The sequence below is a fragment of the Pseudomonas sp. MT92 genome (assembly GCF_058792515.1).
On sequence record NZ_JBXAFA010000004.1, the window covers coordinates 278,370 to 304,984 of the forward strand.

At 61.1% G+C, this 26,615-nt stretch carries 27 protein-coding genes; 12 read left to right on the forward strand and 15 right to left on the reverse strand.

What is annotated here, in order from left to right:
- Nucleotides 1-137 precede the first annotated feature (137 nt).
- The 3 genes from AC1Q6D_RS09600 to AC1Q6D_RS09610 all read left to right on the forward strand — a co-directional run bounded on the left by AC1Q6D_RS09600 (nucleotide 138) and on the right by AC1Q6D_RS09610 (nucleotide 2,107).
- Nucleotides 138-830, forward strand: a complete 693-nt coding sequence (locus tag AC1Q6D_RS09600; protein ID WP_047529128.1) for a 3-oxoacid CoA-transferase subunit A — start codon at nucleotides 138-140, stop codon at nucleotides 828-830.
- 8 nt (nucleotides 831-838) lie between these two features.
- On the forward strand, nucleotides 839-1,480 hold the full coding sequence (locus AC1Q6D_RS09605; protein WP_103403132.1) for a 3-oxoacid CoA-transferase subunit B: 642 nt from the start codon (nucleotides 839-841) through the stop codon (nucleotides 1,478-1,480).
- A 183-nt stretch (nucleotides 1,481-1,663) separates the two neighbouring features.
- Complete coding sequence (locus AC1Q6D_RS09610) at nucleotides 1,664-2,107, forward strand: hypothetical protein (protein WP_103403133.1); 444 nt, start codon at nucleotides 1,664-1,666, stop codon at nucleotides 2,105-2,107.
- Between the two features lie 128 nt (nucleotides 2,108-2,235).
- On the opposite strand, the gene cysQ is transcribed toward AC1Q6D_RS09610, so the two are convergent.
- Nucleotides 2,236-3,000: a 3'(2'),5'-bisphosphate nucleotidase CysQ gene (gene cysQ, locus AC1Q6D_RS09615; RefSeq protein WP_103403134.1), complete on the reverse strand. Its 765-nt coding sequence runs from the start codon at nucleotides 2,998-3,000 to the stop codon at nucleotides 2,236-2,238.
- 1,055 nt (nucleotides 3,001-4,055) lie between these two features.
- Between cysQ and cysD the strand changes: the two genes are divergently transcribed.
- From cysD to AC1Q6D_RS09660, 9 genes are all read left to right on the forward strand, one after another.
- Entirely contained in the window at nucleotides 4,056-5,042 is a 987-nt protein-coding gene (gene cysD, locus AC1Q6D_RS09620) for a sulfate adenylyltransferase subunit CysD (RefSeq protein WP_256590130.1), read from the forward strand.
- Nucleotides 5,042-6,955 carry a sulfate adenylyltransferase subunit CysN gene (gene cysN, locus AC1Q6D_RS09625; protein ID WP_103403136.1) on the forward strand — a complete coding sequence of 638 codons (1,914 nt, stop codon included), beginning with the start codon at nucleotides 5,042-5,044 and terminating at the stop codon, nucleotides 6,953-6,955. Before cysD ends, cysN begins: the two co-directional genes overlap by 1 nt.
- Nucleotides 6,956-7,030: 75 nt before the next feature.
- Nucleotides 7,031-8,143: a DUF1214 domain-containing protein gene (locus tag AC1Q6D_RS09630; protein ID WP_103403137.1), complete on the forward strand. Its 1,113-nt coding sequence runs from the start codon at nucleotides 7,031-7,033 to the stop codon at nucleotides 8,141-8,143.
- Nucleotides 8,140-9,327, forward strand: coding sequence for a sulfotransferase family protein (locus AC1Q6D_RS09635; RefSeq protein ID WP_103403138.1), 1,188 nt, complete (start codon nucleotides 8,140-8,142; stop codon nucleotides 9,325-9,327). The genes AC1Q6D_RS09630 and AC1Q6D_RS09635 overlap by 4 nt, the downstream gene beginning before the upstream one ends.
- Nucleotides 9,328-9,356: 29 nt before the next feature.
- Nucleotides 9,357-10,061, forward strand: coding sequence for an EthD domain-containing protein (locus tag AC1Q6D_RS09640; RefSeq protein ID WP_256590114.1), 705 nt, complete (start codon nucleotides 9,357-9,359; stop codon nucleotides 10,059-10,061).
- A gap of 22 nt (nucleotides 10,062-10,083) precedes the next feature.
- The gene (locus AC1Q6D_RS09645) at nucleotides 10,084-10,539 is read left to right on the forward strand and encodes a nuclear transport factor 2 family protein (RefSeq protein ID WP_103403140.1); all 456 of its coding nucleotides are present in this window, start codon (nucleotides 10,084-10,086) and stop codon (nucleotides 10,537-10,539) included.
- Nucleotides 10,540-10,559: 20 nt separating this feature from the next.
- Nucleotides 10,560-11,027: an SRPBCC domain-containing protein gene (locus AC1Q6D_RS09650; RefSeq protein ID WP_103403141.1), complete on the forward strand. Its 468-nt coding sequence runs from the start codon at nucleotides 10,560-10,562 to the stop codon at nucleotides 11,025-11,027.
- A gap of 40 nt (nucleotides 11,028-11,067) precedes the next feature.
- Nucleotides 11,068-11,859: an SDR family oxidoreductase gene (locus AC1Q6D_RS09655; RefSeq protein WP_103403142.1), complete on the forward strand. Its 792-nt coding sequence runs from the start codon at nucleotides 11,068-11,070 to the stop codon at nucleotides 11,857-11,859.
- A 19-nt stretch (nucleotides 11,860-11,878) separates the two neighbouring features.
- Complete coding sequence (locus AC1Q6D_RS09660) at nucleotides 11,879-12,397, forward strand: nuclear transport factor 2 family protein (protein ID WP_256590116.1); 519 nt, start codon at nucleotides 11,879-11,881, stop codon at nucleotides 12,395-12,397.
- A gap of 137 nt (nucleotides 12,398-12,534) precedes the next feature.
- On the opposite strand, the gene AC1Q6D_RS09665 is transcribed toward AC1Q6D_RS09660, so the two are convergent.
- The 14 genes from AC1Q6D_RS09665 to AC1Q6D_RS09730 all read right to left on the reverse strand — a co-directional run bounded on the left by AC1Q6D_RS09665 (nucleotide 12,535) and on the right by AC1Q6D_RS09730 (nucleotide 26,601).
- Nucleotides 12,535-12,708, reverse strand: a complete 174-nt coding sequence (locus tag AC1Q6D_RS09665; protein ID WP_178083098.1) for a hypothetical protein — start codon at nucleotides 12,706-12,708, stop codon at nucleotides 12,535-12,537.
- 86 nt (nucleotides 12,709-12,794) lie between these two features.
- Entirely contained in the window at nucleotides 12,795-13,835 is a 1,041-nt protein-coding gene (locus tag AC1Q6D_RS09670) for a 3-ketosteroid-9-alpha-monooxygenase, oxygenase component (RefSeq protein WP_090461810.1), read from the reverse strand.
- A gap of 178 nt (nucleotides 13,836-14,013) precedes the next feature.
- The gene (locus AC1Q6D_RS09675) at nucleotides 14,014-15,426 is read right to left on the reverse strand and encodes a DUF1329 domain-containing protein (RefSeq protein WP_103403144.1); all 1,413 of its coding nucleotides are present in this window, start codon (nucleotides 15,424-15,426) and stop codon (nucleotides 14,014-14,016) included.
- A gap of 112 nt (nucleotides 15,427-15,538) precedes the next feature.
- Nucleotides 15,539-16,747, reverse strand: a complete 1,209-nt coding sequence (locus AC1Q6D_RS09680) for a helix-turn-helix transcriptional regulator (protein ID WP_103403145.1) — start codon at nucleotides 16,745-16,747, stop codon at nucleotides 15,539-15,541.
- A gap of 91 nt (nucleotides 16,748-16,838) precedes the next feature.
- Nucleotides 16,839-18,047 (reverse strand): acetyl-CoA C-acyltransferase, encoded by a 1,209-nt coding sequence (locus tag AC1Q6D_RS09685; RefSeq protein WP_103403146.1) that lies wholly within the window; start codon nucleotides 18,045-18,047, stop codon nucleotides 16,839-16,841.
- Nucleotides 18,048-18,054: 7 nt separating this feature from the next.
- Complete coding sequence (locus AC1Q6D_RS09690; protein ID WP_047529118.1) at nucleotides 18,055-18,525, reverse strand: MaoC family dehydratase; 471 nt, start codon at nucleotides 18,523-18,525, stop codon at nucleotides 18,055-18,057.
- A 10-nt stretch (nucleotides 18,526-18,535) separates the two neighbouring features.
- Nucleotides 18,536-19,321, reverse strand: a complete 786-nt coding sequence (locus AC1Q6D_RS09695) for an SDR family oxidoreductase (protein WP_492618460.1) — start codon at nucleotides 19,319-19,321, stop codon at nucleotides 18,536-18,538.
- 176 nt (nucleotides 19,322-19,497) lie between these two features.
- Complete coding sequence (locus AC1Q6D_RS09700) at nucleotides 19,498-20,376, reverse strand: SDR family oxidoreductase (RefSeq protein WP_047529116.1); 879 nt, start codon at nucleotides 20,374-20,376, stop codon at nucleotides 19,498-19,500.
- Nucleotides 20,377-20,443: 67 nt separating this feature from the next.
- Nucleotides 20,444-21,595: an acetyl-CoA C-acetyltransferase gene (locus AC1Q6D_RS09705; RefSeq protein ID WP_103403147.1), complete on the reverse strand. Its 1,152-nt coding sequence runs from the start codon at nucleotides 21,593-21,595 to the stop codon at nucleotides 20,444-20,446.
- A 3-nt stretch (nucleotides 21,596-21,598) separates the two neighbouring features.
- On the reverse strand, nucleotides 21,599-22,657 hold the full coding sequence (locus AC1Q6D_RS09710; RefSeq protein WP_103403148.1) for an acyl-CoA dehydrogenase family protein: 1,059 nt from the start codon (nucleotides 22,655-22,657) through the stop codon (nucleotides 21,599-21,601).
- Nucleotides 22,658-22,667: 10 nt separating this feature from the next.
- Nucleotides 22,668-23,825, reverse strand: coding sequence for an acyl-CoA dehydrogenase family protein (locus AC1Q6D_RS09715; protein WP_103403149.1), 1,158 nt, complete (start codon nucleotides 23,823-23,825; stop codon nucleotides 22,668-22,670).
- Between the two features lie 9 nt (nucleotides 23,826-23,834).
- Entirely contained in the window at nucleotides 23,835-24,587 is a 753-nt protein-coding gene (locus AC1Q6D_RS09720; protein WP_047529109.1) for an enoyl-CoA hydratase family protein, read from the reverse strand.
- The gene (locus AC1Q6D_RS09725) at nucleotides 24,584-25,696 is read right to left on the reverse strand and encodes an NAD(P)H-dependent flavin oxidoreductase (protein WP_103403150.1); all 1,113 of its coding nucleotides are present in this window, start codon (nucleotides 25,694-25,696) and stop codon (nucleotides 24,584-24,586) included. The genes AC1Q6D_RS09720 and AC1Q6D_RS09725 overlap by 4 nt, the downstream gene beginning before the upstream one ends.
- Nucleotides 25,693-26,601, reverse strand: a complete 909-nt coding sequence (locus tag AC1Q6D_RS09730) for an enoyl-CoA hydratase (protein WP_047529105.1) — start codon at nucleotides 26,599-26,601, stop codon at nucleotides 25,693-25,695. Before AC1Q6D_RS09730 ends, AC1Q6D_RS09725 begins: the two co-directional genes overlap by 4 nt.
- Nucleotides 26,602-26,615: the final 14 nt, after the last annotated feature.

The following is a 26,615-nucleotide window of genomic DNA, read 5'->3' on the forward strand; positions in this document are numbered from 1 at the left end:
TCGCACGACATCACATGTCGGGACACCCTCCTTGCCCCATTGTTTGGCACGCTATGCACATCTTAACCGTCACGATGATCCAGCGTTTTTTTCCATCGGATCATTCTGTTCAGCCAACATAAAAACGGGAGTACGTCTTGATCAACAAAACATTTGAGTCCGTCGCTGCTGCACTAGACGGCATTGCCGATGGTTCGGTCATCATGGTGGGTGGTTTCGGCACTGCCGGGATGCCGTCAGAGTTGGTAGATGGTGTCATTGCTTCCGGCGCTCGCGAGCTGACCATCATCAGCAACAATGCCGGCAACGGTGAGATCGGTTTGGCTGCACTGCTCAAGGCCGGGCGCGTTGCCAAGGTCATCTGTTCGTTTCCACGCCAATCCGATTCCTATGTATTCGACGAACTCTACCTGGCAGGAAAGGTCCAGCTTGAAGTCGTGCCACAAGGCAATCTGGCCGAACGTATCCGCGCGGCAGGCTCTGGAATCGGTGCGTTTTATTCGCCCACCGGGTATGGCACGTTGCTGGCCGAAGGCAAGGAAACCCGAGTGATCGACGGTCGCAACTATGTGCTGGAAATGCCGTTGCGCGCCGATGTCGCACTGATCAAGGCCGAAAAGGGCGATCGCTGGGGCAACCTCACCTATCGCAAAGCCGCGCGTAATTTTGGACCGATCATGGCGATGGCGGCGACAACGACAATCGCCCAGGTCAATCAGATCGTCGAGTTGGGAGAGCTGGACCCCGAACACATCATTACCCCGGGGATCTTCGTTCAGCGCGTGGTCAAAGTGCCGCGTGCCCCTCTCACGAAAGCCAACGTCAACTGAGGCCCGCCATGACTGTTATGAAAAAACTATCGCGTAGCGAAATGGCCCAACGCGTGGCCGACGATATTCTCGAAGGCTCTTACGTGAACCTGGGCATTGGCGTGCCCACGCTGGTGGCCAACTACCTGGGTGACAAGGAAGTGTTCCTGCACAGTGAAAACGGTGTACTGGGCATGGGCCCGAGTCCTGCGCCGGGTGAGGAAGACGATGACCTGATCAACGCGGGCAAACAGCACGTGACGCTGCTGCCCGGTGGCGCCTATTTTCACCACGCCGATTCGTTCTCGATGATGCGCGGCGGGCACATCGATATTGCCGTGCTTGGCGCCTTCCAGGTCTCGGTCAACGGCGACCTTGCCAACTGGCACACCGGCGCCGAAGGCTCCATTCCGGCAGTGGGTGGCGCGATGGACCTCGCGACAGGCGCGCGTCAGGTGTTCGTCATGATGGATCACCTGACCAAGACGGGCGAAAGCAAATTGGTGCCGCAATGCACCTACCCACTGACCGGTATCGGCTGCGTGACTCGGATTTATACCGACCTGGCTATTCTGGACGTCACCGCGGAAGGCTTGAAGGTCCTGGAGATCGTCGCTGATATCAGCTTTGATGACCTGCAAACGCTCAGTGGCGTGCCATTGATTCGATAACGGATCGAGTCGGTTGGCTCGTTACAAGCGGGCCAGCCATCCAACTGTTTCAATAAATTCAAAATTGCAGCGCATTTCATAATGGAGGATGACCGCCCATCAGCTGGATCCCGCGCCCAGCGCAGGCCACTAGACTACACAGGGGGACATGAAATCAACGCACTTCAAATCAGGAGATCTGTAATGAACAGAAAATCTTGGCTGGCGTTGGTAGTGATGGTCGGGACGATTTCAGGTTGCGCAAGCCGAACCGAGGTTGTCGATGTCCCCCTCAATGCTACCCCGCAAAACGCCGAGCATATCGCTCGAGCCACCCTCAGCCCGGTGGGCAACCAAACCAGCATCTGGCTCACCGTCGGTGGTGTCCCTCACGACCTGGCTGTACCTAGCCGCCTCGTTACGGCCATCTACTCTGGCTCGTGTCAGCAGTTGAGCACACAACCGGTGTACAAGACCCATCAGGCCAACAGCGTCGATTATCCATCGCTGGCCCCGCGTACCCAGCAATGGTCCCAGGCGCCGGTGGCGCTGAGCGAACTGACCAAGGGTGACTATGTCTTGCTCGTTCGCACCAGCCCGGCGGACGGTAGCCGCCCTCTTTTCTGCGGCAACATCAGCGCGAGCTAGGGGCGCATCAGGCAATTCGTTCGGTACCGTGGCTTGCGCAAATCCACCAGGCCACGGTGAGGGGTTGCTCAGTACTGCCGCCAATACTGAGGTGCCAACGGTCGAAAGGTCCACGTACGGGTTAAGGACTAAAGACCACGCGCATAGAAATGCGGGTTGTCCAGACCGGGCTTGCCATAACCCAGCGCATCACCGGCCAGTGTGAAAATCTGCCCGCCGGCGGCGGCCAGTACCGCGTGACCCGCCGCGATATCCCACTCCATGGTTCGGCCCAGACGCGGATAGAGGTCCGCTTCGCCCGTAGCCACCAGGCAGATCTTCAGCGATGAACCCGCGCTTTTCAGTGAGCGCACCTTGCGCCCGTCGAGAAATTTATCCAACGCCTCGGCATCGCCATGGGAGCGGCTGGCGACCACGTCCAGTCCCTCCTCCGATACCGTCCGGCATTGAATGACCTCGCGTTTTCCTGCCTGTTCGATAAAGGCGCCGCAACCGCGGGCACCCGCGAACAGCCGCTGCAGCGCAGGCGCAAAAACCACCCCCAGTACCGGTTCGCCGTTATCGATCAGGGCGATATTGACAGTGAACTCGCCATTACGATTGATGAATTCCTTGGTCCCGTCCAGCGGGTCCACCAGCCAGAAGCGCTGACCCACTTCGGGCACCAGGCCGGCAGCGGCGGCTTCTTCGGAAATCACCGGGATCTGCGGCGTGCGTGCCGCCAAAGCTTGAAGTATCAACGTCTCGGCTCGCTCGTCAGCCTCGGTCACAGGCGAGGTATCGAGCTTCCCGCGTACCTCGAAATCGGTGCGGTACACCTCCGACACCAGTTCGCCCGCTGCGCGCGCGATGCCGATGACGTCTTCAAGCAGAACAGTCATTGACTGGTTCATGAGATTTCTCCTGTTTTTATTCTTCGTATGGTCCAAACGGCCTATGCGCCGTTTTCTTGATCCGGGAACAGTACAGGCATCCACCCCATCACCACTCAGCAAATGGATGTTTAACAGGAGTTCCTGTGCCCCACGGCAATCAGTTATCGGTTGTACAGATCAACAAGCTCCGCCTGCGCGCCGTGCAGATGCGCATCGCCGGAAGCACGCTCAAAGCCATCAACCAGGACACAGGACTCTCGTCGCCGACAATCATCTCAGCCTACAAGGCGTGGCAAACCGGTGGCTGGAAGGCCGTGCCCGTGCGCGAGCGCGGGCGCAAGCAAGGTGAAGGCCGCAGTCTCTCGGCCGAGCAGGAACAGAACATCTACCTGTTGTTGGTCAGCACCTCGCCGGAACGGCACCAGTTACCGTTCCTGCTTTGGCAATTGGAAGCGATGCAGGCACTGGTCAAGCGTTTGCACGATATTGACTTGCCAGAACGCACTGCCGCCCACTATTTGCAACGCTGGCAGCTGAATGCCGAACGCCCGGCCAAGCGCGTCGCAAATGCTTCGCTGGCGGTGCAGCGTTGGTACCGCAGCACCTACCGGGACATTCTCGAGCAATCCCGTGCGCAGAACGGCGAAATCCACTGGATCGATGACTACGGTGCGCGCAACGACTTGGGCAAGCTCAGTTATGGGGTTCTGCGCGCCGTCAGCAATCGCGGGAAGGTGCTCTGGTTCCCTTACGAAGACGGGCTGCGCGCGCCCCACCTGGAAGCGTTCTTCGACCGCCTGTATCGCTCGTCGGAACGCAAAGTGTTTGCCCTGCTCTCAGGCATGCATTGGCAACGCGCCGCGACCTTCATTACCTGGGCGGGCGAACGCGCTGAAAGGCTGCACCTGTTCCACCTGCCGGAAGCCAGCGCAATGCTCTGCGGCGCCCGCGAACTGGCGACCCAGATCAGTCAGCAAGCCGCGCGCGTCAGCCATCACATCGTGCCAGACAACGAGCCAGCCGCGCTCGCCACCACCCTGCCCGGCGACCCGATGCTGCAGATGTTACGCCTGATGTTAAAACATCAAGTCGCGCATAAGTCCGAATCGCAGCAGTTGTACGTTGAAAAACGACAACAACAAAAAGCGAGAGGAAAATCTATGACGCTTACCCACCTGCAGCGACTGGAAGCGGAAAGCATCCAGGCAATGCGCGAGGTTATCGCCGAATCCGACAACCCGGTCATGCTCTACTCCATCGGCAAGGACAGCGCGGTCATGCTGCACTTGGCCATGAAAGCCTTCTACCCGGCCAAGCCGCCCTTCCCTTTGCTGCATGTCGACACCACCTGGAAGTTCCAGGAGATGTATCGCTTCCGCGATCAGATGGTGACCAAGCTGAACGTGGACCTGCTGACCCACATCAACCCCGAAGGCGTTGAAATGGGCATCAGCCCTTTCAAGCACGGATCGCAGATCCACACCGACATCATGAAGACCGAGGGCCTGAAACAGGCGCTGGACCACTACGGCTTCGACGCGGCCTTCGGCGGTGCACGTCGCGACGAGGAAAAATCCCGCGCCAAAGAACGGATTTTCTCCTTCCGCTCCGACCAGCACCGATGGGACCCGAAGAACCAGCGTCCGGAGCTCTGGCACCTGTACAACACGCGAAAACACAAAGGCGAGTCGATCCGCGTATTCCCTCTGTCCAACTGGACCGAGCTGGACATCTGGCAATACATATACCTGGAAAACATCCCGATCGTACCGCTGTATTTCGCTGCGCCGCGCCCGGTAGTCGAGCGTGACGGGATGCTGATCATGGTAGATGACGCACGTATGCCGCTCAACCCGGGTGAAGTACCGATGATTCGCAACGTGCGCTTTCGCACCCTGGGCTGCTACCCGCTCACCGGTGCCGTCGAATCTGACGCCGACACGCTGCCCAAGATCATTCAAGAAATGCTGCTGACCCGCACGTCCGAGCGTCAGGGCCGAATGATCGACCATGACTCGTCCGCATCAATGGAGAAGAAAAAACAAGAGGGGTATTTCTAATGGCACACGTATCTGAACTGATTGCCGAGGATATCGGGCAATACCTCAAGGCCCACGAGCACAAGAGCCTGCTGCGCTTCATTACCTGCGGCAGTGTGGACGACGGCAAAAGCACCCTGATCGGGCGCCTGCTTTACGATTCCAAAATGCTCTTCGAAGACCAGATGGAAGCCCTGGAGGCCGACTCGAAAAAAGACGGCACCCAAGGCGGCGAACTGGACTTCGCCCTGTTGGTGGACGGCCTGGCCGCTGAGCGCGAACAAGGCATCACCATCGATGTGGCCTACCGCTTTTTCTCGACAGACCTGCGCAAGTTCATCGTTGCCGACACCCCTGGCCACGAGCAGTACACCCGCAACATGGTGACCGGTGCCTCCACCGCCGATGTGGCCGTAGTGATGATCGACGCCCGACGCGGCGTACTGACTCAATCCCGGCGCCACAGTTATCTGGCATCGCTGATCGGCATACGCAAGGTGGTCCTTGCCGTCAACAAGATGGACTTGATGGACTACTCGGAGAAAGTCTTCAACGCCATCGTCGATGACTACCGCGCCTTCGCCAGGCAGATCAATCTTGAAGATGTCACCGCCATACCCATGTCGGCGCTGCGAGGTGAAAACATCACCGTGCAGAGTGAGCACATGCCTTGGTACCGCGGCACCACCCTGATGGGCTATCTGGAAACCGTCGAGATCGACGAAGCGCACCAGCAGAAACTGTCGTTTCGCATGCCGGTGCAGTGGGTGAACCGTCCCAACCTGGATTTCCGTGGTTTCACAGGCACCATCGCCAGCGGCGTCATTCATCCCGGTGACCGGGTACGTGTGTTACCGGCAGGACAAGAAAGTCGGATCTCTCGCATCGTCACCCTTGACGGTGACCTGCAACAAGCCGTGGCCGGGCAGTCCATCACCCTGACCCTGACCGACGAAGTCGATTGCAGCCGCGGCGATGTGTTGTCCACCGCAGAAGACCCTGCCAGCGTGGCCGATCAATTCCAGGTCAACCTCATCTGGATGCACGAACAGGCCATGCTCGCCGGTCGCCCCTACTTGATGAAGATCGGCGGCAAGACGCTGCCAGTCACCCTGACAGTGCCCAAGTACAAGATCAACGTCAACACCATGGAGCACTTGGCGGCAAAGGAACTGGCGTTGAATGAAATTGGCGTATGCAATCTGTTCACCAGCCAGCCGATCGCTTTCGATGCTTACAAGTGCAACCGCGAAACCGGCAGCTTCATCCTCATCGACCGTCTGACCAATGCCACCGTTGGCGCAGGCCTGATCGAGTTCTCCCTGCGCCGTTCGCAGAACATCCACATGCAGCATGTGGATGTGAACAAGAAGGCCCGCGCTGAACAGATGGGCCAGCAACCGGTGTTGCTGTGGTTCACCGGTTTGTCGGGCGCTGGTAAATCGGCCATCGCCAACCTGCTGGAAACCCGACTGTACGCCCGAGGCCGGCACACTTACTTGCTCGATGGCGACAACGTGCGCCATGGCCTGAACCGCGACCTGGGCTTTACCGATGCCGACCGCGTGGAAAACATCCGCCGGGTGGCCGAGGTGTCCAAGTTGTTTGTAGATGCCGGGATGATTGTGCTGACCGCCTTCATTTCGCCGTTCCGTTCCGAACGCGAAATGGCGCGTGGTCTGCTGCAGGAAGGCGAGTTCATCGAGATTTTTGTCGATACGCCGCTGGCGGTCGCTGAAGAGCGTGATCCCAAGGGCCTGTACAAGAAAGTTCGTCGCGGCGAGCTGAAAAACTTCACGGGCATCGACTCGCCTTATGAGGTGCCAAGCAAACCGGACATCCATATCGAGACCAGCAAGCTCACGCCGGAAGGCGCCGTGGATCGCATCCTCGCCGTGCTAACCGAGCGAGGCATCATCGGCAAAGAACTCTGACCCCCAGCGCCCGGTACGCCGGGTTTTAAACGAGCGCCGCTGCGGTGGTGCTCGCCTAATCAAGAGAGTCTAACAATGACAATCAGCTCTATTGACGAACAACAGTTATTGAGTGGCCAGACCTGGGCCACGTTTTGCGATCACCTCAAGCGTTGCGGCGAACAGATCCTGCGCCCCGAAGCGCCCGCCGATGCCGCCACCCGCGCCGAAGGTTTCCGCTACCTCACGCGCCTGCTGCGCATCGGCCTGGAAATGCACATCGAGTTTGCCGACCCGGCCTTTCCCAGCTTCTTCAAGACCTCCCACGAGACCGCGAAGATCGGTGCCGACAACCCGGACAACCTCTACGAGTACTCGCGCCTGGACGGTACGCTGCAATACCGCATCAAAGGCCAGCGCGGCAGTGTCGCCTACCTGAGCTTTGGCACCCAGAAAGGCGGGTATGAAACCGACGGCACCCTGATCCAGACCGGCTTCATCGACGCCAGCCAGTTGCAGGTCGATGCCCAGGGCAACTTCGAAATCATCCTCAGCACCGAGCCGCAACCGGGCAACTGGCTGAAAATGGAACCCGCCACCAATGCCTTGATCGTACGGCAGACATTTCTCGACCGTCGCAGCGAAGTGCCGGCCAAGCTGAACATCGAACGCATCGGCACCGACAGCAAGCCGCAGGCCCTTGATCCGGCGACGTTCCAGCAAGGCCTGGCGCGAGTATCAAGCTTCGTCGAAAACACCGCCAGGCTGTTCGCCGACTGGAGCCAAAGCTACCTGCCGCACAGCAATCAACTGCCACCGGCCAACCAGGCGCTCTGCCAGTCCGTGGGCGGCGACCCGAACATTTTCTACTACCACTCGCACTGGGCGCTGGCCGAGGACGAGGCGTTGGTCATCCACATCGATGAAGTGCCGGACTGCGATTTCTGGAACTTGCAGATCAACAACTACTGGATGGAATCGCTGGACTACCGCTACCACCAGATCTGCCTCAACAAACACCAGGCGCAATACGACGATAACGGCGGCGTGACCCTGGTGCTCAGCGAGCGGGACCCGGGCGTGAACAACTGGCTGCAAACCGCCGGCGTACGTCAAGGCACCCTGTGCCTGCGCTGGGTCGGCGCCAAGGAGCAATGCCACCCCACCACGCGCGTCGTCAACCTGTCTGCTGTGGCGGAGGCCGTATGAACGCCCTCACCCGCATTGATGACCTGACCGTCGAAAAACTGTTGGCCAGCGCCATCGCGCGCGCCAACGGCCTGAGCGATTTCGGCGACGACAATTACCGCGAGTCGTTGCAGGCGTTGTTCGAGGCCCTGGCCGCCGAAGCCCGGCTGTCGCCGTCCGGCCTGTATTTGCTGGAAGAACGGCTGGTGGGGCAACTGGTCAACCGTCTGGTGATGGAAGACTACCTGCGCCGTTATCCGGAAATAACCGAGGTGTCGATCGACGATCCACTGGTCATCGTCGGTTTGCCTCGCACCGGCACCACCATGCTTCAGCGCACCCTGGCGGTTGACCCGCGCTTCTACTCCGCGGCGTGGTGGGAAACCCGATTCCCGGCACCGCTGCCGGACGAAACCCTGGCCGCACCGTCCAAGCGCATCGCCCAGGCCAAGGCCGAGGTCGACCTGATGGCCGAAGTCATCCCGCAGATTCTCGCGATCCACCCGCTGGATGCCATGCTCTGCGACGAAGAGTTCATGCTCATGGAACACTCGTTCATGTGCGCCATGGACGCCTACGTCAACGTGCCCAGCTACACCCGCTGGTTGGACCGGCAAGACCAGCGGCCGGTCTACACCCAGTTGAAAAAGATGCTGCAGTTCCTGCAGTGGCAGAAAAAACAACGGGGTGAACCCGCCGGCCAACGCTGGCTGCTGAAGGCACCGCAACACCTGCACACCCTGCATTTGCTGCTGGACGTGTTCCCGAATGCCCAGGTGATTCTGACCCACCGCGAACCGGCGCAGACCATCCCGTCCATGGCGAGCATGGCCCACACCCTGTGGCAGATGTACAGCGACGACCCGGACCCGAAAGCCGCCGGCGAGCAGTGGAACAACCGCATGGCCCGGGGCATCCGTCACACTATGCAGGTTCGCGAACAGCACGCGGCCGGGCGTTTCCTCGACATCCACTTCGCCGACACCGTGACCCAGCCGATGCAAGTCCTGGAGAAGGTCTACGCCTTCGCCAACCTGCCGTTTACCGACAAGGTCCGCGCCGATGCGCAGGCCTGGCTGTCGCAAAACAGCCGGGAAAAACGCGCCAGCCACGACTACAGCCTGGAGCGCTTCGGCCTGAATGAAGCGCAGATGACTGAGGACTACAGCGAATATCGCGCCCGTCACTTGAGCGTCAATCACTAAGCGCGGGGGAAGCACTCTTGGAAAAAATCATGTTGACCTTGTGGAAGCCGACACAACCGAGCGCCGAGCAATGGCGCCCGGACTTGCTCGGCCTTCGCGACGAACTGGTGCGTGCCGGCGCCAACAATATCCGCGTCATGCTGGCCGATGACGCGGTGGCCGCCGCCCACGCCCAGTGCATTACCAACAGCGCCGTGCCTTTGGACGGGCTGCTTTCGTTGTGGCTGGACAGTGCCTCGCAATGGCCCGCGATCAAGAAGATCGTGGCGCCGTTGACCAGCCGCCTGGAGGCTTATCTGGTGCTGGAATCCGAGCCCTACCCCGAAGAACGCCAGGCCCGCGCCGCTCAATACCGGGTGCCGCTTGGCGAGCGCACCCCAGGCATGAATCAAGTGGCGCTGCTGCACAAGCCCCACCGGTTGAGCTACGAGCAATGGTACGACGCCTGGCGCAACGGGCACGGGCCCAAGGCCTATCCCCTGCAATCGATCTTCGGCTACCGACAGAACACCGTGGTGCGCTCGCTGACCTTTGGCGCGCCGGTGCTGCACGCCATCGTCGAAGAAAACTTCCCGCCCGAAGCCATCGGCAATCAGCAGGGATTTTTCGCTGCCCTGGGCGACCCGGACACCTGCGCAAAGCGCCAGCAGGCCATGTACGAGTCGACCAGCCAGTTCATCGACTTCGACAAAATCGACTGCATCCAAACCAGCCAATACCAGCTCTGCGAGTGAACAGCTCACAAGGAGGCTTTCCATGTTGGACCTAGAAGCAATCGAGCTGATCAAACAGCTCAAGGCGCGCTACTTCCGCGCCATCGACACCTGCAATATCGAGATGCTCCAGGCCATGCTCACGGAAGACATCGCCCTGTCGTTCAAGAGCCCGGCCTACGAGTTCCACGTCAAAGGCCTGGGCGATGCGCTGGATTTCTATCGCACCTCGTTCACCAAGACCCGCCTGGCCACCCACAACGGTCACACCCCGGAAATCGAAGTCGACGGCGACCATGCCACCGCTCTCTGGTACCTGAGCTACGTGTTCATCAACCTCGAGGACAACACCCACCTGCATGGCAGCGCGATCTATCAGGATCGCTACGTCAAGCGCGACGGGCGCTGGATGATCGCCGAGACGGGTTACGGAACCTTGCTCGAGACGATCCAGCCGTTGAGCGAGCAGCTGCAGATCACCTCCCGCCCCATCAACTGAACGCACGACAGGAGACCGTCATGGCCAGAGCCGAAAACATCGTCACCTCCCACACGGTGGAGATTAACGCCCCCGCCCGTGTGGTCTGGGCAGTGCTGATTGATCTGGAGAATTACCACCTGTGGAACAGCTTTTGTCCGAGCATCCAGTGCGGCCTGCAGATCGGCGACGAGGTGCACATGCAGGTGCTGACGCCCGATACCCGCGAGACCGTTCCAGTCTTTGAATACCTCGTGGCGTGCGACCCCGAGCAGCTGTTGTCGTGGGAACAGCGCCCCGTCCCGGAGAACATGGACGCCGCCCGCCGCGACCAGTACATCAAGGCCATCGATGACCACCGCTGCCGCTACTTCACCACCGACATTTTCCTGGGCCTGAACCAGGACACCATCATGCGTGAACACGGGGCCTGGGTAAAAATCGGCTTCGACCAGATGGCCCTCGACCTGAAACGCCGCGCCGAAGAACTGTACGCCCGCGGCGCCTGAGCACCCCATTCCCCCCCATAAAAACAAGAAGGTAATTGCCATGTTGCTGAAAGATAAAGTTGTGATTATTTCCGGTATCGGTCCTGGCCTGGGCATCAAGCTCGCCGTGCGGGCCGCGGAATACCAGGCCAAGGCCGTGGTGTTGGCCGCGCGTACACCGGCCAAGCTGGACCAGGCGGAAAAAGCCGTTCGCGATGCGGGCTACAGCACGCCGATCCTGAAAGTCCCTACCGACATTACCCAGCCCGAACAGTGCCAGACGCTTGCCGACCTGACGGTCGAGCACTTCGGCCGCATCGACATTTTGATCAACTCCGCCTACGCCCATGGCGCCTGGGGCACTTCGTCCGCGTCGTCGATGGACGACTGGCGCAACGCGATGGACGTCAACCTGTTCGGCACCCTGCACATGACCCAGGCCGTGCTGCCGCAGATGAAGAAACAGAAGGTGGGCAGCATCGTCATGATCAACACCATGGCCACCCGCACCCCGAACCAGCTGGAATCCGGTTATGCCGTCTCCAAGGGCGCATTGAAAACCGCCGTGCAGTACCTGGCCCAGGACCTTGGCCCGTTCGGCATCCGCGTCAACTCCACCTTCATGGGCTGGATGTGGGGCGCGCCGGTGATGGGCTTTTTCAAGAGCGAAGCCAAGCGCCTGGGCGTCCCGATGGAGTCGCTGGTCGACCAGATCGCCCAACAGATCCCATTGCGCAAGATCCCCGAAGACAGCGACTGCGCCATGGCCGCCCTGTACCTGGCCAGCGATTACGCCAAGGTCATTACCGGCGCGCAACTGGACGTCAACGGCGGTCACTTCCTGCCTTGCTAACTAGCTCGAGGCGACAGCAATGTCGCCTCTTTCGGCTGCCCGCAGAATGGTCATTCTGACCATCGCCCCGGAGATTACCCACATGCTGGATCTCGTTGCCATCGAGCACATCAAACAGCTCAAGGCCCGCTACTTTCGCGGTATCGACACCTGCAACCTGGAGCTGCTGCGCACGCTTCTGGCCCCTGAAGTGAAGATCCGTTTTGACAGCCCGACCTATCAACTTGAACTCAACGGTCTGGAGGAAGCCATGGAGTTCTACCGCACCAGCTTCACCAGCCGACGTTTCGGCATGCACAACGGCCATACCCCGGAAATCGTGGTCAACGGTGATGAAGCGACGGGGCTCTGGTACCTCAACGACCTGTTCATCAACCTCGATGAGCAAACCATGCTCAACGGCAGCGCGATCTATGAGGATCGCTACGTCAAGATTGAGGGCGAGTGGCGCATCCTCCACACCGGTTACAAGCGGCTGCTGGAGATGATCGGCCCGCTGGACGCCCAGTGGAAGATCACCTCCAAACCGATCAACTGAAGGACGAAGAAATAGACAAGGCGACAGGGATGTCGCCTTTTTTAATGCCCGATGCCGACCACTTGTAGCAGCCTGCGGCAGCTGCTACAGGGATTGCGTTGCTGCTGCGTCGGCATGACGCAGCACGATTTTTGGCCTCAGCGCAAATTCAACCAGTTCGGAACGCTCTGGCTGATCGCAACACAGCCCGCATATTGCTTGCAGGCCTTCACGCTTTGGGTTTCCACCGGTTGGGAGACCTGCACGGTCACCACCAGGAGGAACAGAATCAGGAAGCAAACATAATAGGCAAGAAGACTTTTTGTTTTCATTGTTAGTGCTCTCGTGACTGTTAAGTCGGACCCAGGTGTTGCGATCACCCCCTGCGATCATCCTGTGCTCGCAGGGGGGTTACCTCTCAGCGCTCGTCGACCGTGATGAATTCACGGCGTTCGGCCATGAACGCGGGCACGTCATCCTCATTGGTGAAGAACTGTTCGTACCACTCGCGCAACTGGTACACCGGGCCGTCGGTTTCAGCCAGTATCGGCTTATCGATCCGTATCTTGTGCTTCCAGATGACGACGTCCTGATAGAACGAATCCCGATTGCCCTGGACATAGGCCCTGGCCACCTCCTGGTTCTGTTCTTCAGTCCAGCCCGGCACCCGTTTGACCATGCACCCAAAACGTAAATCGAAGCTGTTCGGCGTCACTGGCACGTGGCTGTTGAGCAAAATGGCGTGGATGCGCACATCGCCGAACATCGAGCTGATCTGCGTGAAGTGGGTAGCAGGGCCGTAGTAGGCCGATGGCGCGATCAGGTCGCCGCCCAGGCGCTCGGAGTCACCATGGAAAATCTGGTGCCCGATGTGACCTTCAAAGACGTTGGCGAAGTATTTGGTGGGCGTGCCGTGTACCGGTCCGAAATGCTGGGCGTCCACCAGGTTATCGACCAGTTCCCGTGGATTGGTCTCGATGTGCATGGTGTCGATGTTCCAGTCATGGATCCAGTCCGGGTCGTCCATCTCCGGCAGGTGCGGGATGACCACGCCTTCTTTCGGCGGACGGCCCTCGGGATTGTTCCAGATGAACAGCAGGTTATTTTCTTCGCAGGTCAGCCAGCTACGGGTCTTTGCCTTGGGTGGAATGCGCTTGCAGTAAGGGATCTCCACGCATTTGCCGCCCGTGTCGTACTTCCAGTGGTGGAAGGGGCACACCAGTTTGTCGTTCTCGATGGTGCCTTGGGACAGATCGGCGCCCATGTGCGGGCAATAGGCATCCAGAACGCTGATGTTGCCTTGGCTGTCGGCGAAGGCCACCAGCCGGGTGCCAAAGACTTCCAGAGTATGGGGCTTGCCGTCACGGTATTCGCTGGCATTGCCCAGGCAATGCCAGCCACGCGCGTAACGGTGGGTGCGCTGGGCGTTCTCGACATTGATCTCAACGAGTTTCGTCATTGTTATTGTTCCTCGATTGCAGACTTCGGGGCGGGTAATGCCCCCAAGAAATACAGGGTGATCCCATGGCAGGCATCATTGAACAGCCGCGCAAGGAGATCATCCTTCAGTTGGACTAGATCAAACGCGATCCATTCTCAAAGGGTGCTCACTGCTCGTTGAGCACCCTGCTCCACGGCTATTGGCCGAATCGACGGGCGGCTTCCGGGCCGAAGTCCCGCGGGCTGAAACCCGGCTTGTTCAACTGGTAGCCACTGCGCTGTTCATTGATCAGGTTGAACGCCAGGTAGCTGCCGGCATTGAGGTCGTAGTACAGCCCCACACCCGCTTGCGGTCGCTGGCTTTCATAGGCGTAGAAGAAATTCAGCATCGACGTCCGCCATAGCTCGCCACGGTTGTCGTAGTTGTCGGCCAGCATCGGGAACCAGGTGTCTTCATCGATGTACAGCTTGCGTTTGCCGTACAGATGGCGATAACCCGGCTTCAGGGTGCCTTCCAGCTCCCAGACCCGATGACGCTCGTAGCGCATGGCGTCCTGATTGAAGTGGCCCGGGGTCAGCAAGTCGGCGTACTTGAGATTCGCCGCGTGCAGGCGATACGTGTTGTAGGGGATGAACATCTCGCGCTTGCCGACGATCTTCCAGTCATAACGCTGGCCCGAGCCGTTGAACAGCCGCACTTCGTCCACGGTGATCGAACCGCCGCTGCCAGGGAACGACATGTCGAAGCCATACCCCGGCGACTGGCGCACACGACGGGTACCGGGGTCGTAACGCCAGGCCTGGCGGGGTTCGGTCTTGTCGTTCCAGAACTCGGTGCCGGTATTGATCTCGCCCTTGTCCCGTTGTGGCAGAAGGGTTTCGTTGAGGTAGAACGCCGAGTTGCCCACCGTCTCGCCTTTCTTGCCCGGTTCCAGCGACGGCGCCAGGTTGCGCGAGTGCACGCGTCCCCAGTTGATGTTGCCGTCCTTGAGCACATAGGCATTGTCGGAGGTGTACTCCTCGGTCCAGGCGCGCAAGGTGAAGGACGAGGCGTTCTTCAACAGTTCCAGGCCGCTGCGTGGTACGGGAAAGGGCGTGCCACCGGTTTTGCCCACCACCCCTTCACCGTCATCGACCAGTCGCGCGATGCTGGCGTTTTCGCGGGTGGCATTGCACACCCCATCATCGAAACGGAAGTCCCGGTGCGAGGGATAGATCGGCATCTTGTACGTAGCCGGGTACAGCTTGAACAAGGCTTTCTGCCCGTCGGACAGATACTGGCTGTATTGCGCCAGGTTGGCCGTGGTAATCACGAACAGCGGTTTTTCGTCCGGGTACGGGTCAATGGGATGGTTGCCGGTGCCCTTGAAGTCCACGTGGGGTGGCACTCCCAGCCACTTGCCACTGAACGCCGGGATGCTGCCATCGGCATTGGCGCTCTTGTCGGCGCCGACACAGGTCAAATCCTTGCCCAGGCGCTCCACATCTTCGGGTGCCGCATTCGCCGTGGCGATTGCACTGCATCCCAATATCAACCCCAACACCCAGCTGGGAGTGGCGTTGGCAGGCCGCGAGACAAGACAACTGGAGGCCAGGTTACTGCCGGTCATTTTTATTCTCCTTGGTTACCGATAGCGGTCACCCAGTATCGGCAGCCCAAGGATCGAGAAGCATCGTCCGCACGGACTAACGCATTTTTACCCGGCGCCCAAGCAATACCACTTAAAGCGCTTGCTCGGCCAAACCCGGTCCGTGGGGCTGCGCCAACGCCACGACACTGTTGAGCATGATCCTCACCAGTTCGGTCTGGCGACGGACACCGGTCTTGGAAAAAATCGAACGCAAGTGCGCGCGGGCTGTGTTGCGGCGAATACTCAATGTCTCCGACGCCTCCTCCAGCGACAGACCGTTGGCCAGTTCCAGGGCCAGCGCCGTTTCCGCCGGCGTCAGGTTGTACAACTGCGACGTCGCCACGTTACTCACCAGCGACTTGCTGACCGCGTCGCGCACATACACCACGACCGTCGGTTTCCCCCTGCCCTCGACAAGCTCCTGCGTCGGTATCAATTCCACTACCACGCCCAGGCTGACTTTCCCCGAGGGCCTGGAAATCGACATCGCCTCGGCACCCTGCACGCCGGCACCGCCCGGGCTTGCCCGCTGAAAGGCATTGCGCACCAGGCGCAGCAGTTCGCGATTGTCACTCGGGTAAATGGCTTCGAGCCGACCACCAACGACTTTAAGGCCGTCCTGACTGTCGAGAATCTCCCGGGCCACCGAATTGAGCTGCACTACGCTGCCATTCTCATCGAGGACGAAGGTCGCCACCGCCATGCGACTGATGGTTTGCGAATACAGACTGCCCATGGATTCACTGCGATCAAGCTGCGAATGCATGTGCAAGGCGCGGCGCAAATGCGGCAGGAGCATCTCGCACATGGCTCGATCGACATGGGAAAACCGTGCCTGATCCCGTGGACGGTTGATCCGGAAACGCACGGCGCTGCCATCGGGCATGCGGATATCGGCGCCCAGCATCTGATGACAGTTATAGGGTTGGCAGTAGAGCAGATAAAAAGAAGAACCAAGCCACTCGGCCTCGCTCATCAATTCATCCACGGTGAAAACCGTGTCGGTGGGCAGATTGTCGAACAACGTGGATTTGGAATAGTAGGCGTAATGGTTGATGCCCCCCTCCCCCAGCTCGACATCGCCGGCGACCATCATCGGCGACAACAGCGGCTCATCCTGAACGCGCAGGATCAAGGTCACGAAATTGGCCTTGAACAGTGAACGCAGCTGGCGCAACGAATCACCCAAACGGCGGATATCCATGGCCGAATCGTACATGTTGCCGATGAGTCGTTCGTAGTCTGAAAGCTCCAGCCCCATCTCAGTCAGGACCTGTGTGTTCGTCAAGCGACTTTGCATTGCCACTCCCCCGGCAGCGGGCCCGGACTAAGGGGCCCGCTTGAATCAATGGTCATGGGTGATATCGATGCGCAATGCACCGTGGTCCATCTTATGGCAGTTCGAACAACCCGGCCGCGCCCATGCCGCCACCGATGCACATGGCAATCACCACATAACGGGCGCCGCGACGACGACCTTCCAGCAGTGCGTGACCGACCATGCGCGCGCCGGACATGCCGAACGGATGGCCAATGGAGATTGCACCGCCGTTGACGTTCACGCGTTCGGCCGGGATTTGCAACGCATCGCGGCAATGCAGCACCTGGCAGGCGAAGGCTTCGTTGATTTCCCACAGGCCGATGTCCGCCACGCTCAGGCCAAAGCGCTTGAGCAACTTGGGCACCGCCACCACCGGGCCGATGCCCATTTCCTCGGGGGCGCAACCGCCCACGGCAATGCCCCGATAGATGCCCAGCGGAGTCAGCCCGCGACGCTGGGCTTCCGCACGACTCATCAGCAGGCTGGCCGATGCACCGTCGGAAAACTGCGAAGCGTTGCCGGCAGTAATGAACTCTCCCTGCTCAATCCATTTACCGTCCTTCCACACCGGCTTGAGCGACGCCAGGTCTTCCAGGCGCGTGTTGGGGCGATTGCATTCGTCGCGCTCGACCAACACACGCTGATGTCCGCCGGGTTGGCCGGCGGCATCGAAACACAGCTTGTCGACGCTCAAGCCAACGATTTCCTCGTCGAACAATCCGTCACGCTGGGCGGCGGCGGTGCGCAGTTGGCTCTGCAAGGCATACTCGTCCTGGGCGGCGCGGCTGATGCCGTAGCGACGCGACACGATTTCAGCGGTTTCCAGCATCGGAATGTAGGCGCTGGGCATGATCTGCAATACGGCTTCGGACTGGGCGCGATAGCTGTTCTTGTGCTTGGTCTGGGTCAGTGACAACGATTCCACGCCACCGCCGATGGCGATGTTCAACTCGCCGGTCATGATGCCTTTGGCCGCGACGCCGATGCTCATCAAGCCCGAGGCGCACATGCGATCCAGGGCCATGCCCGGCACGGTGTCCGGCAAGCCGCCGGTATAGGCGCACAGGCGGCCGATGTTGTAGGCCTGGGTACCCTGCTGCACCGCAGCGCCCATGATCACATCATCCACATCACCCGGTTCGATGCCGGCGCGCTCGACCACGGCACGTACCACGTGTCCGCCCAGCACCGGGGCTTCGGTGTCGTTGAACGAACCGCGAAACGACTTGGCGAGCGCGGTCCGCGCAGTAGCAACGATGACAACTTCATTCAAATCCATGACAGGCTCACTCGGTAATAGGGTTGAAGGTGTAGCGGCTGATCGTGTCGATCACACAGCCGGGGCGCGACTGGCCCTCGACTTCCACAGTGACGCGCACCACCAATTGCACAGCGTCCGCCAGTTGTTCGGCACGCACGATGCTGGCGCTGCCACGCACCCGCGATCCAACCTTGACCGGTGCCGGGAAGCGCACGCGGTCACTGCCGTAATTGACGCCCATCGCCATGTTGTCGATCGTGAGCAATTGCGGCAGGAACAGGTTGACCAGCGACTGGGTCAGGTAACCGTGGGCGATGCAAGCACCGAACGGGCCGGTGGCGGCGCGTACCGGATCGACATGAATCCACTGGTGATCGCCGGTGGCTTCGGCGAACAGATCGATGCGCGCCTGGTTGATGGTCAGCCATTCGGTGCAGCCGAGGTCCAGGCCTTCGGCCTCGAGCAACGCCCGGGCACTGCTGAAAACATGAGTCATCGCCTACTCCTCAGGCTTGTTGAGAACTGACGGACAACACTTCGCCGACCATGTAGGAGGCGTAATCTCTGGCCAGGAACATCATCACGTTGGCGACTTCCCAGACTTCGGCGGCACGCCCGAACGCCTCGCGCCCGGCCAGGCTGGCGAGCAGCTCTTCACTGGAAGCCTTCTTGAGAAAGTCATGCAGGGCAATTGATGGCGACACCGCGTTGATACGCACGCCATACTCCGCGGCCTCCAGCGCGCTGCAACGGGTCAGCGCCATGACCCCGGCCTTGGCCGCGGCGTAATGCGCCTGTTCCTTCTGGGCGCGCCAACCGAGGACCGATGCATTGTTGACGATGGCACCCGCGCCACGGCGTTGCATCGGCCCCAGCATCGCGCGGGTCATGCGAAACGTGCCCGTCAGGGTCACATCCAACACCCGCAGCCACTCTTCGTCGCTCATCTCGACCACGCGCTTCTGGCCACCGAGGCCCGCATTGTTGATCAGCACATCGACGCCGCCGAGGTGTTCCTCGGCGCTCGCCACCAGGGCCTGGACCTCATTTTCGAGGGTGACATTGCACAATTGGCCATAAATGGCTTGCAGGCCCGTTTCAGCCTTGAGGCGCTCCACCGCCTCTTCAAGGCGACGCGGGTGCACGTCGGAAATCATCAATGCCCGGCAGCCCTCCTCGGCGCTGCGCCGGGCGGCTGAGTACCCGATACCGGCACCTGCGGCGGCGGTAATCAGCACCGACTTGCCTGCCAGCAGTTGATGACCGGGAACATAAGGGGGGGCTTGTTTCACAGCGTCTACCTCCAGGGAATGAATGCCCTGCATTTGTAGAGAGGGCGCCAGGTGGGCGCATCGTCAAAACAGGGTAGAAAACCCCGGTGTCCCTGGGAGCTCGGCTTGCCCGCGAAGAACGAAAAGGCGCAGTGACAGACACGCCGCTGCGCCCGGTTCGAGGGCAAGCTTGGCGACTACGTACCCCACACCTTCTGAGCCTTCGGGGCTTCGGCGAGGATCTCGGCTACGGCGCCACCAATTTCCTCCACCTGCCACCTCGCCCCCTTGTCGCGGGTCACGCCGGTGCGCCAGCCGTCCCCGAGGGAAATTCGCCCGCCCTGGCTCTCGAACACCTGGCCGTTGACGTGGGCCGATTCCGTGCTCCCAAGCCACACCACCAGCGGTGCAACGTTTTCCGGGGCCCAGGCATCGAAGCTATCGTCCTCGGGCTTCTTCACCACATCAGGCATCGCGCTTTCGGTCATCGAGGTACGCGCTGCAGGGGCCAGTGCGTTGGCGGTGATGCCGTAACGCGCCAGTTCGGCCGCCTGGACCAGCGTCAACGAGGCAATCGCGCCCTTGGCCGCTGAATAATTGGACTGCCCCACCGAGCCCTGGAGACCCGCGCCGGAGCTGGTGTTGATGATGCGACCGTCAACCGGTGTACCGGCCTTGGCCAGATCACGCCAACGCCGCCCCAGCAGGTTGGCCAGGCAGTAATGCCCCTTGAGGTGCACACGCATGACCATGTCCCAGTCTTCTTCGCTGAGGCTGATAAACATGCGGTCGCGCAGGACCCCGGCATTGTTGACCAGTACATGCACTTCACCGAAGGCCCCCAACGCCGCGTCGATGATGTGCTGCGCGGTGGCCAGGGTGGTGATGTCGTCACTGTTCGCGATGGCCTGGCCACCACTGGCGCGGATTTCGCCCGCGACGTCTTGCGCCGCATCGGCGCGGATATCGTTGATCACCACGTTGGCGCCCGCTGCGGCGAACGCCAGCGCATAGGCGCGACCGAGCCCGCCGCCGGCCCCGGTGATGATCACGGTGCGGCCTGAACATATAGCCATGCTTGACTCCTTTGACTGCGCGACCGCACGCCCCACGGGCGGCGGTACGGATGGATAAGGGAAAACCCTAGAGGCGTTCGATGATCGTGACGTTGGCCTGGCCGCCGCCTTCGCACATGGTTTGCAGGCCGTAACGGCCACCGCTGCATTCCAGCTCGTTCAGCAGCGTGGTCATCAGCCGGGCTCCCGTGGCACCCAGCGGGTGACCCAGGGCGATGGCGCCACCATTGACGTTGGTGCGCGCCGGGTCGTAGTCGAGCTCCTTGGCCCAGGCCATGACCACGGAGGCGAAGGCTTCGTTAATCTCTACCCGGTCGATATCGCTCATGCGCAAACCGGTTTTCTCCAGAGCCCGACGGGTCGCGGCGATCGGCGCGGTCAGGTGCCAGATCGGGTCATCGCCCAGCACCGTCAGGTGATGGATGCGCGCGCGAGGCGTCAGATCATAACGCTTGAGCGCTGCCTCCGACACCACCAGCAATGCTGCCGAGGCGTCGCAGGTCTGGCTTGAAACAGCGGCGGTGATCGAGGGGAATTGCGGGTCCACCGGCTGCAATTCGGCCATTTTCGCAAGACTGGTCAGGCGCGGCGTTTCATCCACTCGCAAACCGTTGCAGGCAACGATTTCCCGGGCGAATCGCCCGCTCTCGATGGCGGCCAGGGCGCGGGCATGACTTTGCAGGGCGAAGGCCTCCATCTGCTCGCGGCTGATGCCCCAATGATCGGCGATGCGCTGCGCGGCGTAGAACTGGTTGACCGGTTGATCGCCGAACCGTGCGCGCCAGCCTTCACTGCCGGAAAACGGATCGGGATAACCCAGCGCCTGCCCGGCCAGCATGGCCGAAGAAATCGGAATCCGGGTCATGGTTTGCACCCCGCCGACGGCTATCACGTCCTGAGTGCCGCTCATCACCGCCTGCGCGGCGAAATGCAGCGCCTGTTGTGAAGAGCCGCACTGGCGATCAATCGTGGTCCCGGGCACGTTCAGTGGCAAACCGGCGGCCAGCCAACTGGTGCGGGCGATGTCCCCGGCCTGGGCACCGATGGTATCGACGCAACCGAAGATCACATCGTCATAGTCTTCGCCGGGAATGGCGTTGCGCTCCACCAACGCCTTGAGCACCCGGGCGCCCAGGTCAATGGCGTGAACGTGGCTCAAGGCTCCCTTGCGCTTGCCGGTCGGGCTGCGCAGTGCATCAACAATATAGGCCTCTGGCATGACTCACTCCTCGAAGGTATGGCCCGGGCCCAGGCGGGCACCATCGGCGAACACGTACTCGCCGACACGGGTTTTATGGAAACCGCGATCCCCCCAGGACGCATCGAGCGCCCAGGCACGTTTCATGAACATCTGCAGGTCGACTTCCCAGGTGTAGCCCATCGCGCCATGCACCTGAATACCCTTGCGCGCCGCGATCCAGCTGGCTTCGCAGCAGGCCAGGCGGGCCTGGGAAACCCACACGCCGGCATAGGCATCGCCCCTGGCCAGGCCATGCGCGGCGCGGTACAGCACCGGTTTGGCCTGTTCGATATGCCGGGCAACATCGGCCAGGTGATGCTTGACGGCCTGGAAGCTGCCGATCGGCTTGCCGAACTGTTTGCGCTGCGCGACGTAGTCCACGGACAAATCCAGCATGCGTTGCGCCAGCCCGAGCAGTTGCCCGGCCACCGACAAGGCGCCACGCTCGAGCAGTCGTGCCTGCAGGGTACGACCCAATGCGCCACTGGCCACGCAGGTGGCCGGGGTCGGGTTCCAGATAACCCGCCCCAGACGCCTGGACGCGTCGATGCTCGGCCGTTGCTGAACATCCACCTGGGCGCGCGGCACGATATGAATGTCGTCGCCATCGGTCAGGATCAAGACTTCAGCCAGCTGAGCATCACTGACCAGCGGGTTGACGGGATGACTGATGGCAATGCGCACGGTGCCTTCGGCAATGCGCGGTAAAAGACTGCTGCGGGCCGGGTGCCCGCTTGGCAGGCTGGTGAGCAGCCCGGTGGCGACATACGCAGTGTCGGCCAGGGAGTCGGGAATCGCGTAATAACCCAGTTCCTGGGTCATCAACGCCCAGGCCAAATCGTCCATGCCCAGACCGCCCTCGGCCTCCGGCACCGACAAGGCGGTCAGGCCCTGTTCGGCAATCTTGCCGCGCAGGTCCGGTGAACGACCGACATCGGTCTCCCAGATTTCCCGGAGCATTTCCGGGGCGGCTTCGGTCATCAGGAAACGACTGATGGCTTCGCGAAACGTCAGCTGGTCATCGGTAAAAGTGAAGTCCATGGCCCGTTCCTTATTTCGGCAAGCCGAGCATCCGCTCGGCAATGATGTTGCGCTGGATCTCGTTGGTTCCGGCGTAGATCGGCCCGGACTGGGCGAACAGGAACCCCTCCAGCCAGCCCGCCGCATCGCCCTCCACGGGCGGTAGCAGCTCGGCGCGGCTGCCGAGAATGCGCATCGCGGTTTCGTGCATTTTCAGGTCGAGCTCCGACCAGATGATCTTGTTGATGCTCGACTCGGCACCAATCTGCTCGCCCCGACTCAGCCGGCCGACCGTGTAGTAGGCCGACAGGGCATACGCCTCGGCACCCATCCAGGTTTCCAGCACCGCGTCGCGCAGGCTCGGGTCGCGGTCGGCGCTCTCGCGGTTGGCCTTGTACAGTTCCACCAGCTTGCGCGCGGTGTATTGGAAACGCGCCGGCGAACGCAGCAAGAGCCCGCGTTCAAAACCGGCGGTGGCCATCGCCACGTGCCAGCCCTGCCCTTCGGCACCGATACGGTTGGCCACCGGCACCCGGACGTCGTCGAAAAACACTTCGGCAAAGGCATCCTTGCCATTGAGGGCCTTGATCGGGCGAATGCTCACTCCCGGTGCATTGAGCGGCACCATCACGAACGACAGGCCATGGTGGCGGCTCGAGCCCGGTTCGCTGCGAAACAGACCAAACAGCCAGTCGGCGAATATCGCCCGGGTCGACCAGGTTTTCTGGCCGTTGATCACGTAATGCTCACCGTCGAGTGTCGCCTTGCTGGTGATCGCCGCCATGTCCGAACCGGCATTCGGTTCCGACCAGCCCTGGGCCCACATGTCGAGGCTGGCGGCCATGCGCGGCAGAAACCGCTGCTTCTGTTCAGGCGTGCCGAACTCCATCAGCGTCGGCCCCAACAGCAACTGGCCATTCTGGTTGACCCGCATCGGCGCCCCGGCGCCGTAGTACTCTTCTTCGAAAATCAGCCACTCGATCAGGTCACAACCGCGACCGCCCAGTTCGGCGGGCCACATCACCATCGACCAGCGACTCTCGAATAGCTTCGCCTCCCAGGCACGGTGTTGTTCGAAGCCTTCGCGGGTGTCGTAGCTGGCCAGCGGCTCGCGCGGCAGGTTGGCCGCCAGCCAGGCGCGCACTTCGGCGCGGAAGGCGGTTTGTTGGGGTGTGTAAGTCAGTTCCATGGCGTTCCCTCAGAACTTGGCGTCGCGTTTTTCGACGAAGGCCCGGCGGGTCTCCGCGGAGTCCGGGCTGCTGTAGGCCTGCATCGTGAAGCCCTGCTCCCAGCGATATTTGTCTTCCAGGTTGCCGTCTTCGATACCGTTCAAGGCTTCCTTGGCGATGCGGATCATGCTTGGGCTTTTTTCGGCGATTTTCGCCGCGATGCCCAGGGCGGTTTCGCGCAGTTGGTCCTTGCTGACAATCCGCTCGATAAAACCGTATTGCAGGGCTTCGGGCGCACCGATGCTGTCGCCGGTAAAAAACAGGTAGCGGACTTTTTGCACCGGGAACAGACGTTGCAAATGCGCACCACCCCCCATCGCGCCACGGTCGACTTCCGGCAAGGCGAAAGTCGCGCAGTCAGACGCGATGACGATATCCGCCGCCCCGGTGATGCCGATGCCGCCACCCAGGACGAAGCCGTGCACCGCAACAATGACTGGCACCGGATTGCGATGCACGGCCTTGAACGTGGCGTAGTTGCCGGCATTAACGTCGACAATTCGCTCGGGGTACTTATCGAGTTCCTTGATGTCGACACCGGCGCAAAAGCCCCGGCCTTCGGCGCGGATGACAATCACGCGGACTTCGGGGTCGGCCCCAAGTGCCTCGATCTGTCGCGCCAGGGCGTGCCATTGCTGACTGTCAAGGGCGTTGACCGGTGGTTTGGCGATCACCAGTTCCGCGATCCCCTGATTGAGTTGTGTGGTAAATGCCTGGTTCACAGGGGTTCTCCAATACTGGCGGGATGGTTCGATGAATGGGGCTGGCGGCGGGCCAGGAGCGCGTCCAGGCATTGCTCGGCTTCACTGGCGATGCCTTCGATGACCTCACGGCAACTGAGCAACTCGCCGATCGCCGCAGCGACCTGGCCGCTGGGCAGGATGCCTTCGTCCGGCTCGCCATCGACCATTGAGCGTTGCAGCAGCACTGGTTGGTTGGCAGCCATAACCACTTGCGATAGCGCGGACGGGTCCTCACGCAATGCACGCAGAAATACCGTGGCCATGTGCCCCAGGCTCATGCCTGTGTGCTGCTTCCATTGCCAAGCGCTACCCAGGGCCATGCGCAAGCGCCCGAACGGGCCGGCCTTTTCCAGATGATTGATGAAGCGGTTTTCGATCATGCGGTGGCGCATGCCGTCCACCGCTGTGGTGACCCGCACCTGTTGCGGGTCGCTGACCTTCAGGTAGCGCTGCAACGTCGCCGGCGGCGTCGGCGATTCGCGAGTCATGAGGAACCGCGTGCCCATTGCGATCCCGGCACCGCCGGCGGCCAGCACCGAGGCCAGGCCACGGCCCGTGGAAAACCCTCCGGCGGCGATCACCGGCACCTTGACCGCTGCCAGTACCTGGGGCAACAGGATGGAACTGGGCACACCGCCGGTATGACCGCCGCCCTCGCCGCCCTGAATGGTGATCAGATCGGCGCCGAGTTCCACGGCCTTCAGCGCATGTTTGAGTGCCCCCACTGTCGGGATACAGAGCACCTTGGCCGCCTTGAACCGCGCGATGGTCTGTTTGTCCGGGCCGCGCCCGTAGCTCACGGCACGCAGGCGGTACTGGATCGCCAGGTCGACGCACTGCGCGGCGTTGTCCTGGAACATATGGAAATTGAGCCCGAAGTTGCTGCCCCCGGTGGCGTCGATCACCTTGCGGATTTCGCTTTCCAGTTCGTGAGCGGGAATGGTTGCACCGGCCAGGAAACCGAAGCCGCCAGCCTGGGTCGTGGCGATCACCAGGTTGGCGTCGGCGACCCAACCCATCGCGGTTTGCACAATCGGGTAGCGACAACCGAGCGCCTCGGTCAAGGGCGTATCAAGCCATCGGTTCATGGGCGTTTGTCCTCGGCCTGCTTGTTGGCCCGGGCCATGCCTTTGGCATCGAAGCCGCCCAATTTGTCGCCGGACAACAGCTCGTTATGGGCGTGGGCGAAATGGTGCCAGGCGAACACTGCATCCATGGCCGTGCGCTTGCCCTGCAGGTCTTCGACGTGGTTGATCGCCTGCTTGGTCAGTGCCAGGCCCATGCGTGGCTGGCGGGCGATGCCGGCGGCCAGTGCATAGCACGCTTGTTCAAGCGCTTCACGGGGCACCACGCGGTTGACCATGCCCACTTGCCAGGCCCGGTCGGCGCTCATGCGGTCGCCGGTAAACAGGAATTCCTTGGCGATGCGCGGGTTCATTTCATAGGGATGGGCAAAATACTCCACCCCCGGAATGCCCATGCGTACCACAGGGTCCTGGAAGAATGCGTCATCGCTGGCAATGATCAAATCACACACCCAGGCCAGCATCAGCCCACCCGCGACACAGGCACCCTGGACCATGGCAATGGTCGGTTTGGGCAATTCGCGCCAGCGGCGGCACATGCCCAGATAGACCTCCTGTTCCCGGGCGTAAAGTTGCTCGCCACCGGGTTTGTTGGTGTGGTCCCACCACAGGTGCGCGCGCTCGAACGGTTTGTCGATATCGCGCCCCGGCGTGCCGATGTCGTGACCTGCCGAGAAATGCTTGCCGTTGCCCCGCAAGACGATGACCTTGACCTCGTCATCGTTGACCGCCTCGCGAAAGGCGGCGTCCAGGGCATAGGTCATCTGCGAGTTTTGCGCATTGTTGAAGGTCGGCCGGTTCAGCGTCAGTGTGGCAATACCCTCGGCCACGCTGTACAGCACCGGTGTGTCTGTTTCGTAGACGGCTTTGTCCTCACGGACGACGAATTCACTCTCGCTGCTGTGCATGTTCACTGTCCTCG

Excerpts from the sequence above, each read along its gene's own strand:
- AC1Q6D_RS09635 (WP_103403138.1), top strand. The coding sequence starts at position 8,140 with ATGAACGCCCTCACCCGCATTGATGACCTGACCGTCGAAAAACTGTTG.
- cysQ (WP_103403134.1), bottom strand. The coding sequence starts at position 3,000 with ATGAACCAGTCAATGACTGTTCTGCTTGAAGACGTCATCGGCATCGCG.
- AC1Q6D_RS09665 (WP_178083098.1), bottom strand. The coding sequence starts at position 12,708 with ATGAAAACAAAAAGTCTTCTTGCCTATTATGTTTGCTTCCTGATTCTG.
- AC1Q6D_RS09645 (WP_103403140.1), top strand. The coding sequence starts at position 10,084 with ATGTTGGACCTAGAAGCAATCGAGCTGATCAAACAGCTCAAGGCGCGC.
- AC1Q6D_RS09630 (WP_103403137.1), top strand. The coding sequence starts at position 7,031 with ATGACAATCAGCTCTATTGACGAACAACAGTTATTGAGTGGCCAGACC.
- AC1Q6D_RS09660 (WP_256590116.1), top strand. The coding sequence starts at position 11,879 with ATGTCGCCTCTTTCGGCTGCCCGCAGAATGGTCATTCTGACCATCGCC.
- cysD (WP_256590130.1), top strand. The coding sequence starts at position 4,056 with ATGTTAAAACATCAAGTCGCGCATAAGTCCGAATCGCAGCAGTTGTAC.
- AC1Q6D_RS09715 (WP_103403149.1), bottom strand. The coding sequence starts at position 23,825 with ATGGAACTGACTTACACACCCCAACAAACCGCCTTCCGCGCCGAAGTG.
- AC1Q6D_RS09690 (WP_047529118.1), bottom strand. The coding sequence starts at position 18,525 with ATGACTCATGTTTTCAGCAGTGCCCGGGCGTTGCTCGAGGCCGAAGGC.
- AC1Q6D_RS09650 (WP_103403141.1), top strand. The coding sequence starts at position 10,560 with ATGGCCAGAGCCGAAAACATCGTCACCTCCCACACGGTGGAGATTAAC.
- AC1Q6D_RS09725 (WP_103403150.1), bottom strand. The coding sequence starts at position 25,696 with ATGAACCGATGGCTTGATACGCCCTTGACCGAGGCGCTCGGTTGTCGC.
- AC1Q6D_RS09685 (WP_103403146.1), bottom strand. The coding sequence starts at position 18,047 with ATGGATTTGAATGAAGTTGTCATCGTTGCTACTGCGCGGACCGCGCTC.
- cysN (WP_103403136.1), top strand. The coding sequence starts at position 5,042 with ATGGCACACGTATCTGAACTGATTGCCGAGGATATCGGGCAATACCTC.
- AC1Q6D_RS09730 (WP_047529105.1), bottom strand. The coding sequence starts at position 26,601 with ATGCACAGCAGCGAGAGTGAATTCGTCGTCCGTGAGGACAAAGCCGTC.
- AC1Q6D_RS09610 (WP_103403133.1), top strand. The coding sequence starts at position 1,664 with ATGAACAGAAAATCTTGGCTGGCGTTGGTAGTGATGGTCGGGACGATT.
- AC1Q6D_RS09710 (WP_103403148.1), bottom strand. The coding sequence starts at position 22,657 with ATGGACTTCACTTTTACCGATGACCAGCTGACGTTTCGCGAAGCCATC.
- AC1Q6D_RS09640 (WP_256590114.1), top strand. The coding sequence starts at position 9,357 with ATGTTGACCTTGTGGAAGCCGACACAACCGAGCGCCGAGCAATGGCGC.
- AC1Q6D_RS09675 (WP_103403144.1), bottom strand. The coding sequence starts at position 15,426 with ATGACCGGCAGTAACCTGGCCTCCAGTTGTCTTGTCTCGCGGCCTGCC.
- AC1Q6D_RS09705 (WP_103403147.1), bottom strand. The coding sequence starts at position 21,595 with ATGCCAGAGGCCTATATTGTTGATGCACTGCGCAGCCCGACCGGCAAG.
- AC1Q6D_RS09670 (WP_090461810.1), bottom strand. The coding sequence starts at position 13,835 with ATGACGAAACTCGTTGAGATCAATGTCGAGAACGCCCAGCGCACCCAC.
- AC1Q6D_RS09700 (WP_047529116.1), bottom strand. The coding sequence starts at position 20,376 with ATGGCTATATGTTCAGGCCGCACCGTGATCATCACCGGGGCCGGCGGC.
- AC1Q6D_RS09655 (WP_103403142.1), top strand. The coding sequence starts at position 11,068 with ATGTTGCTGAAAGATAAAGTTGTGATTATTTCCGGTATCGGTCCTGGC.
- AC1Q6D_RS09605 (WP_103403132.1), top strand. The coding sequence starts at position 839 with ATGACTGTTATGAAAAAACTATCGCGTAGCGAAATGGCCCAACGCGTG.
- AC1Q6D_RS09680 (WP_103403145.1), bottom strand. The coding sequence starts at position 16,747 with ATGCAAAGTCGCTTGACGAACACACAGGTCCTGACTGAGATGGGGCTG.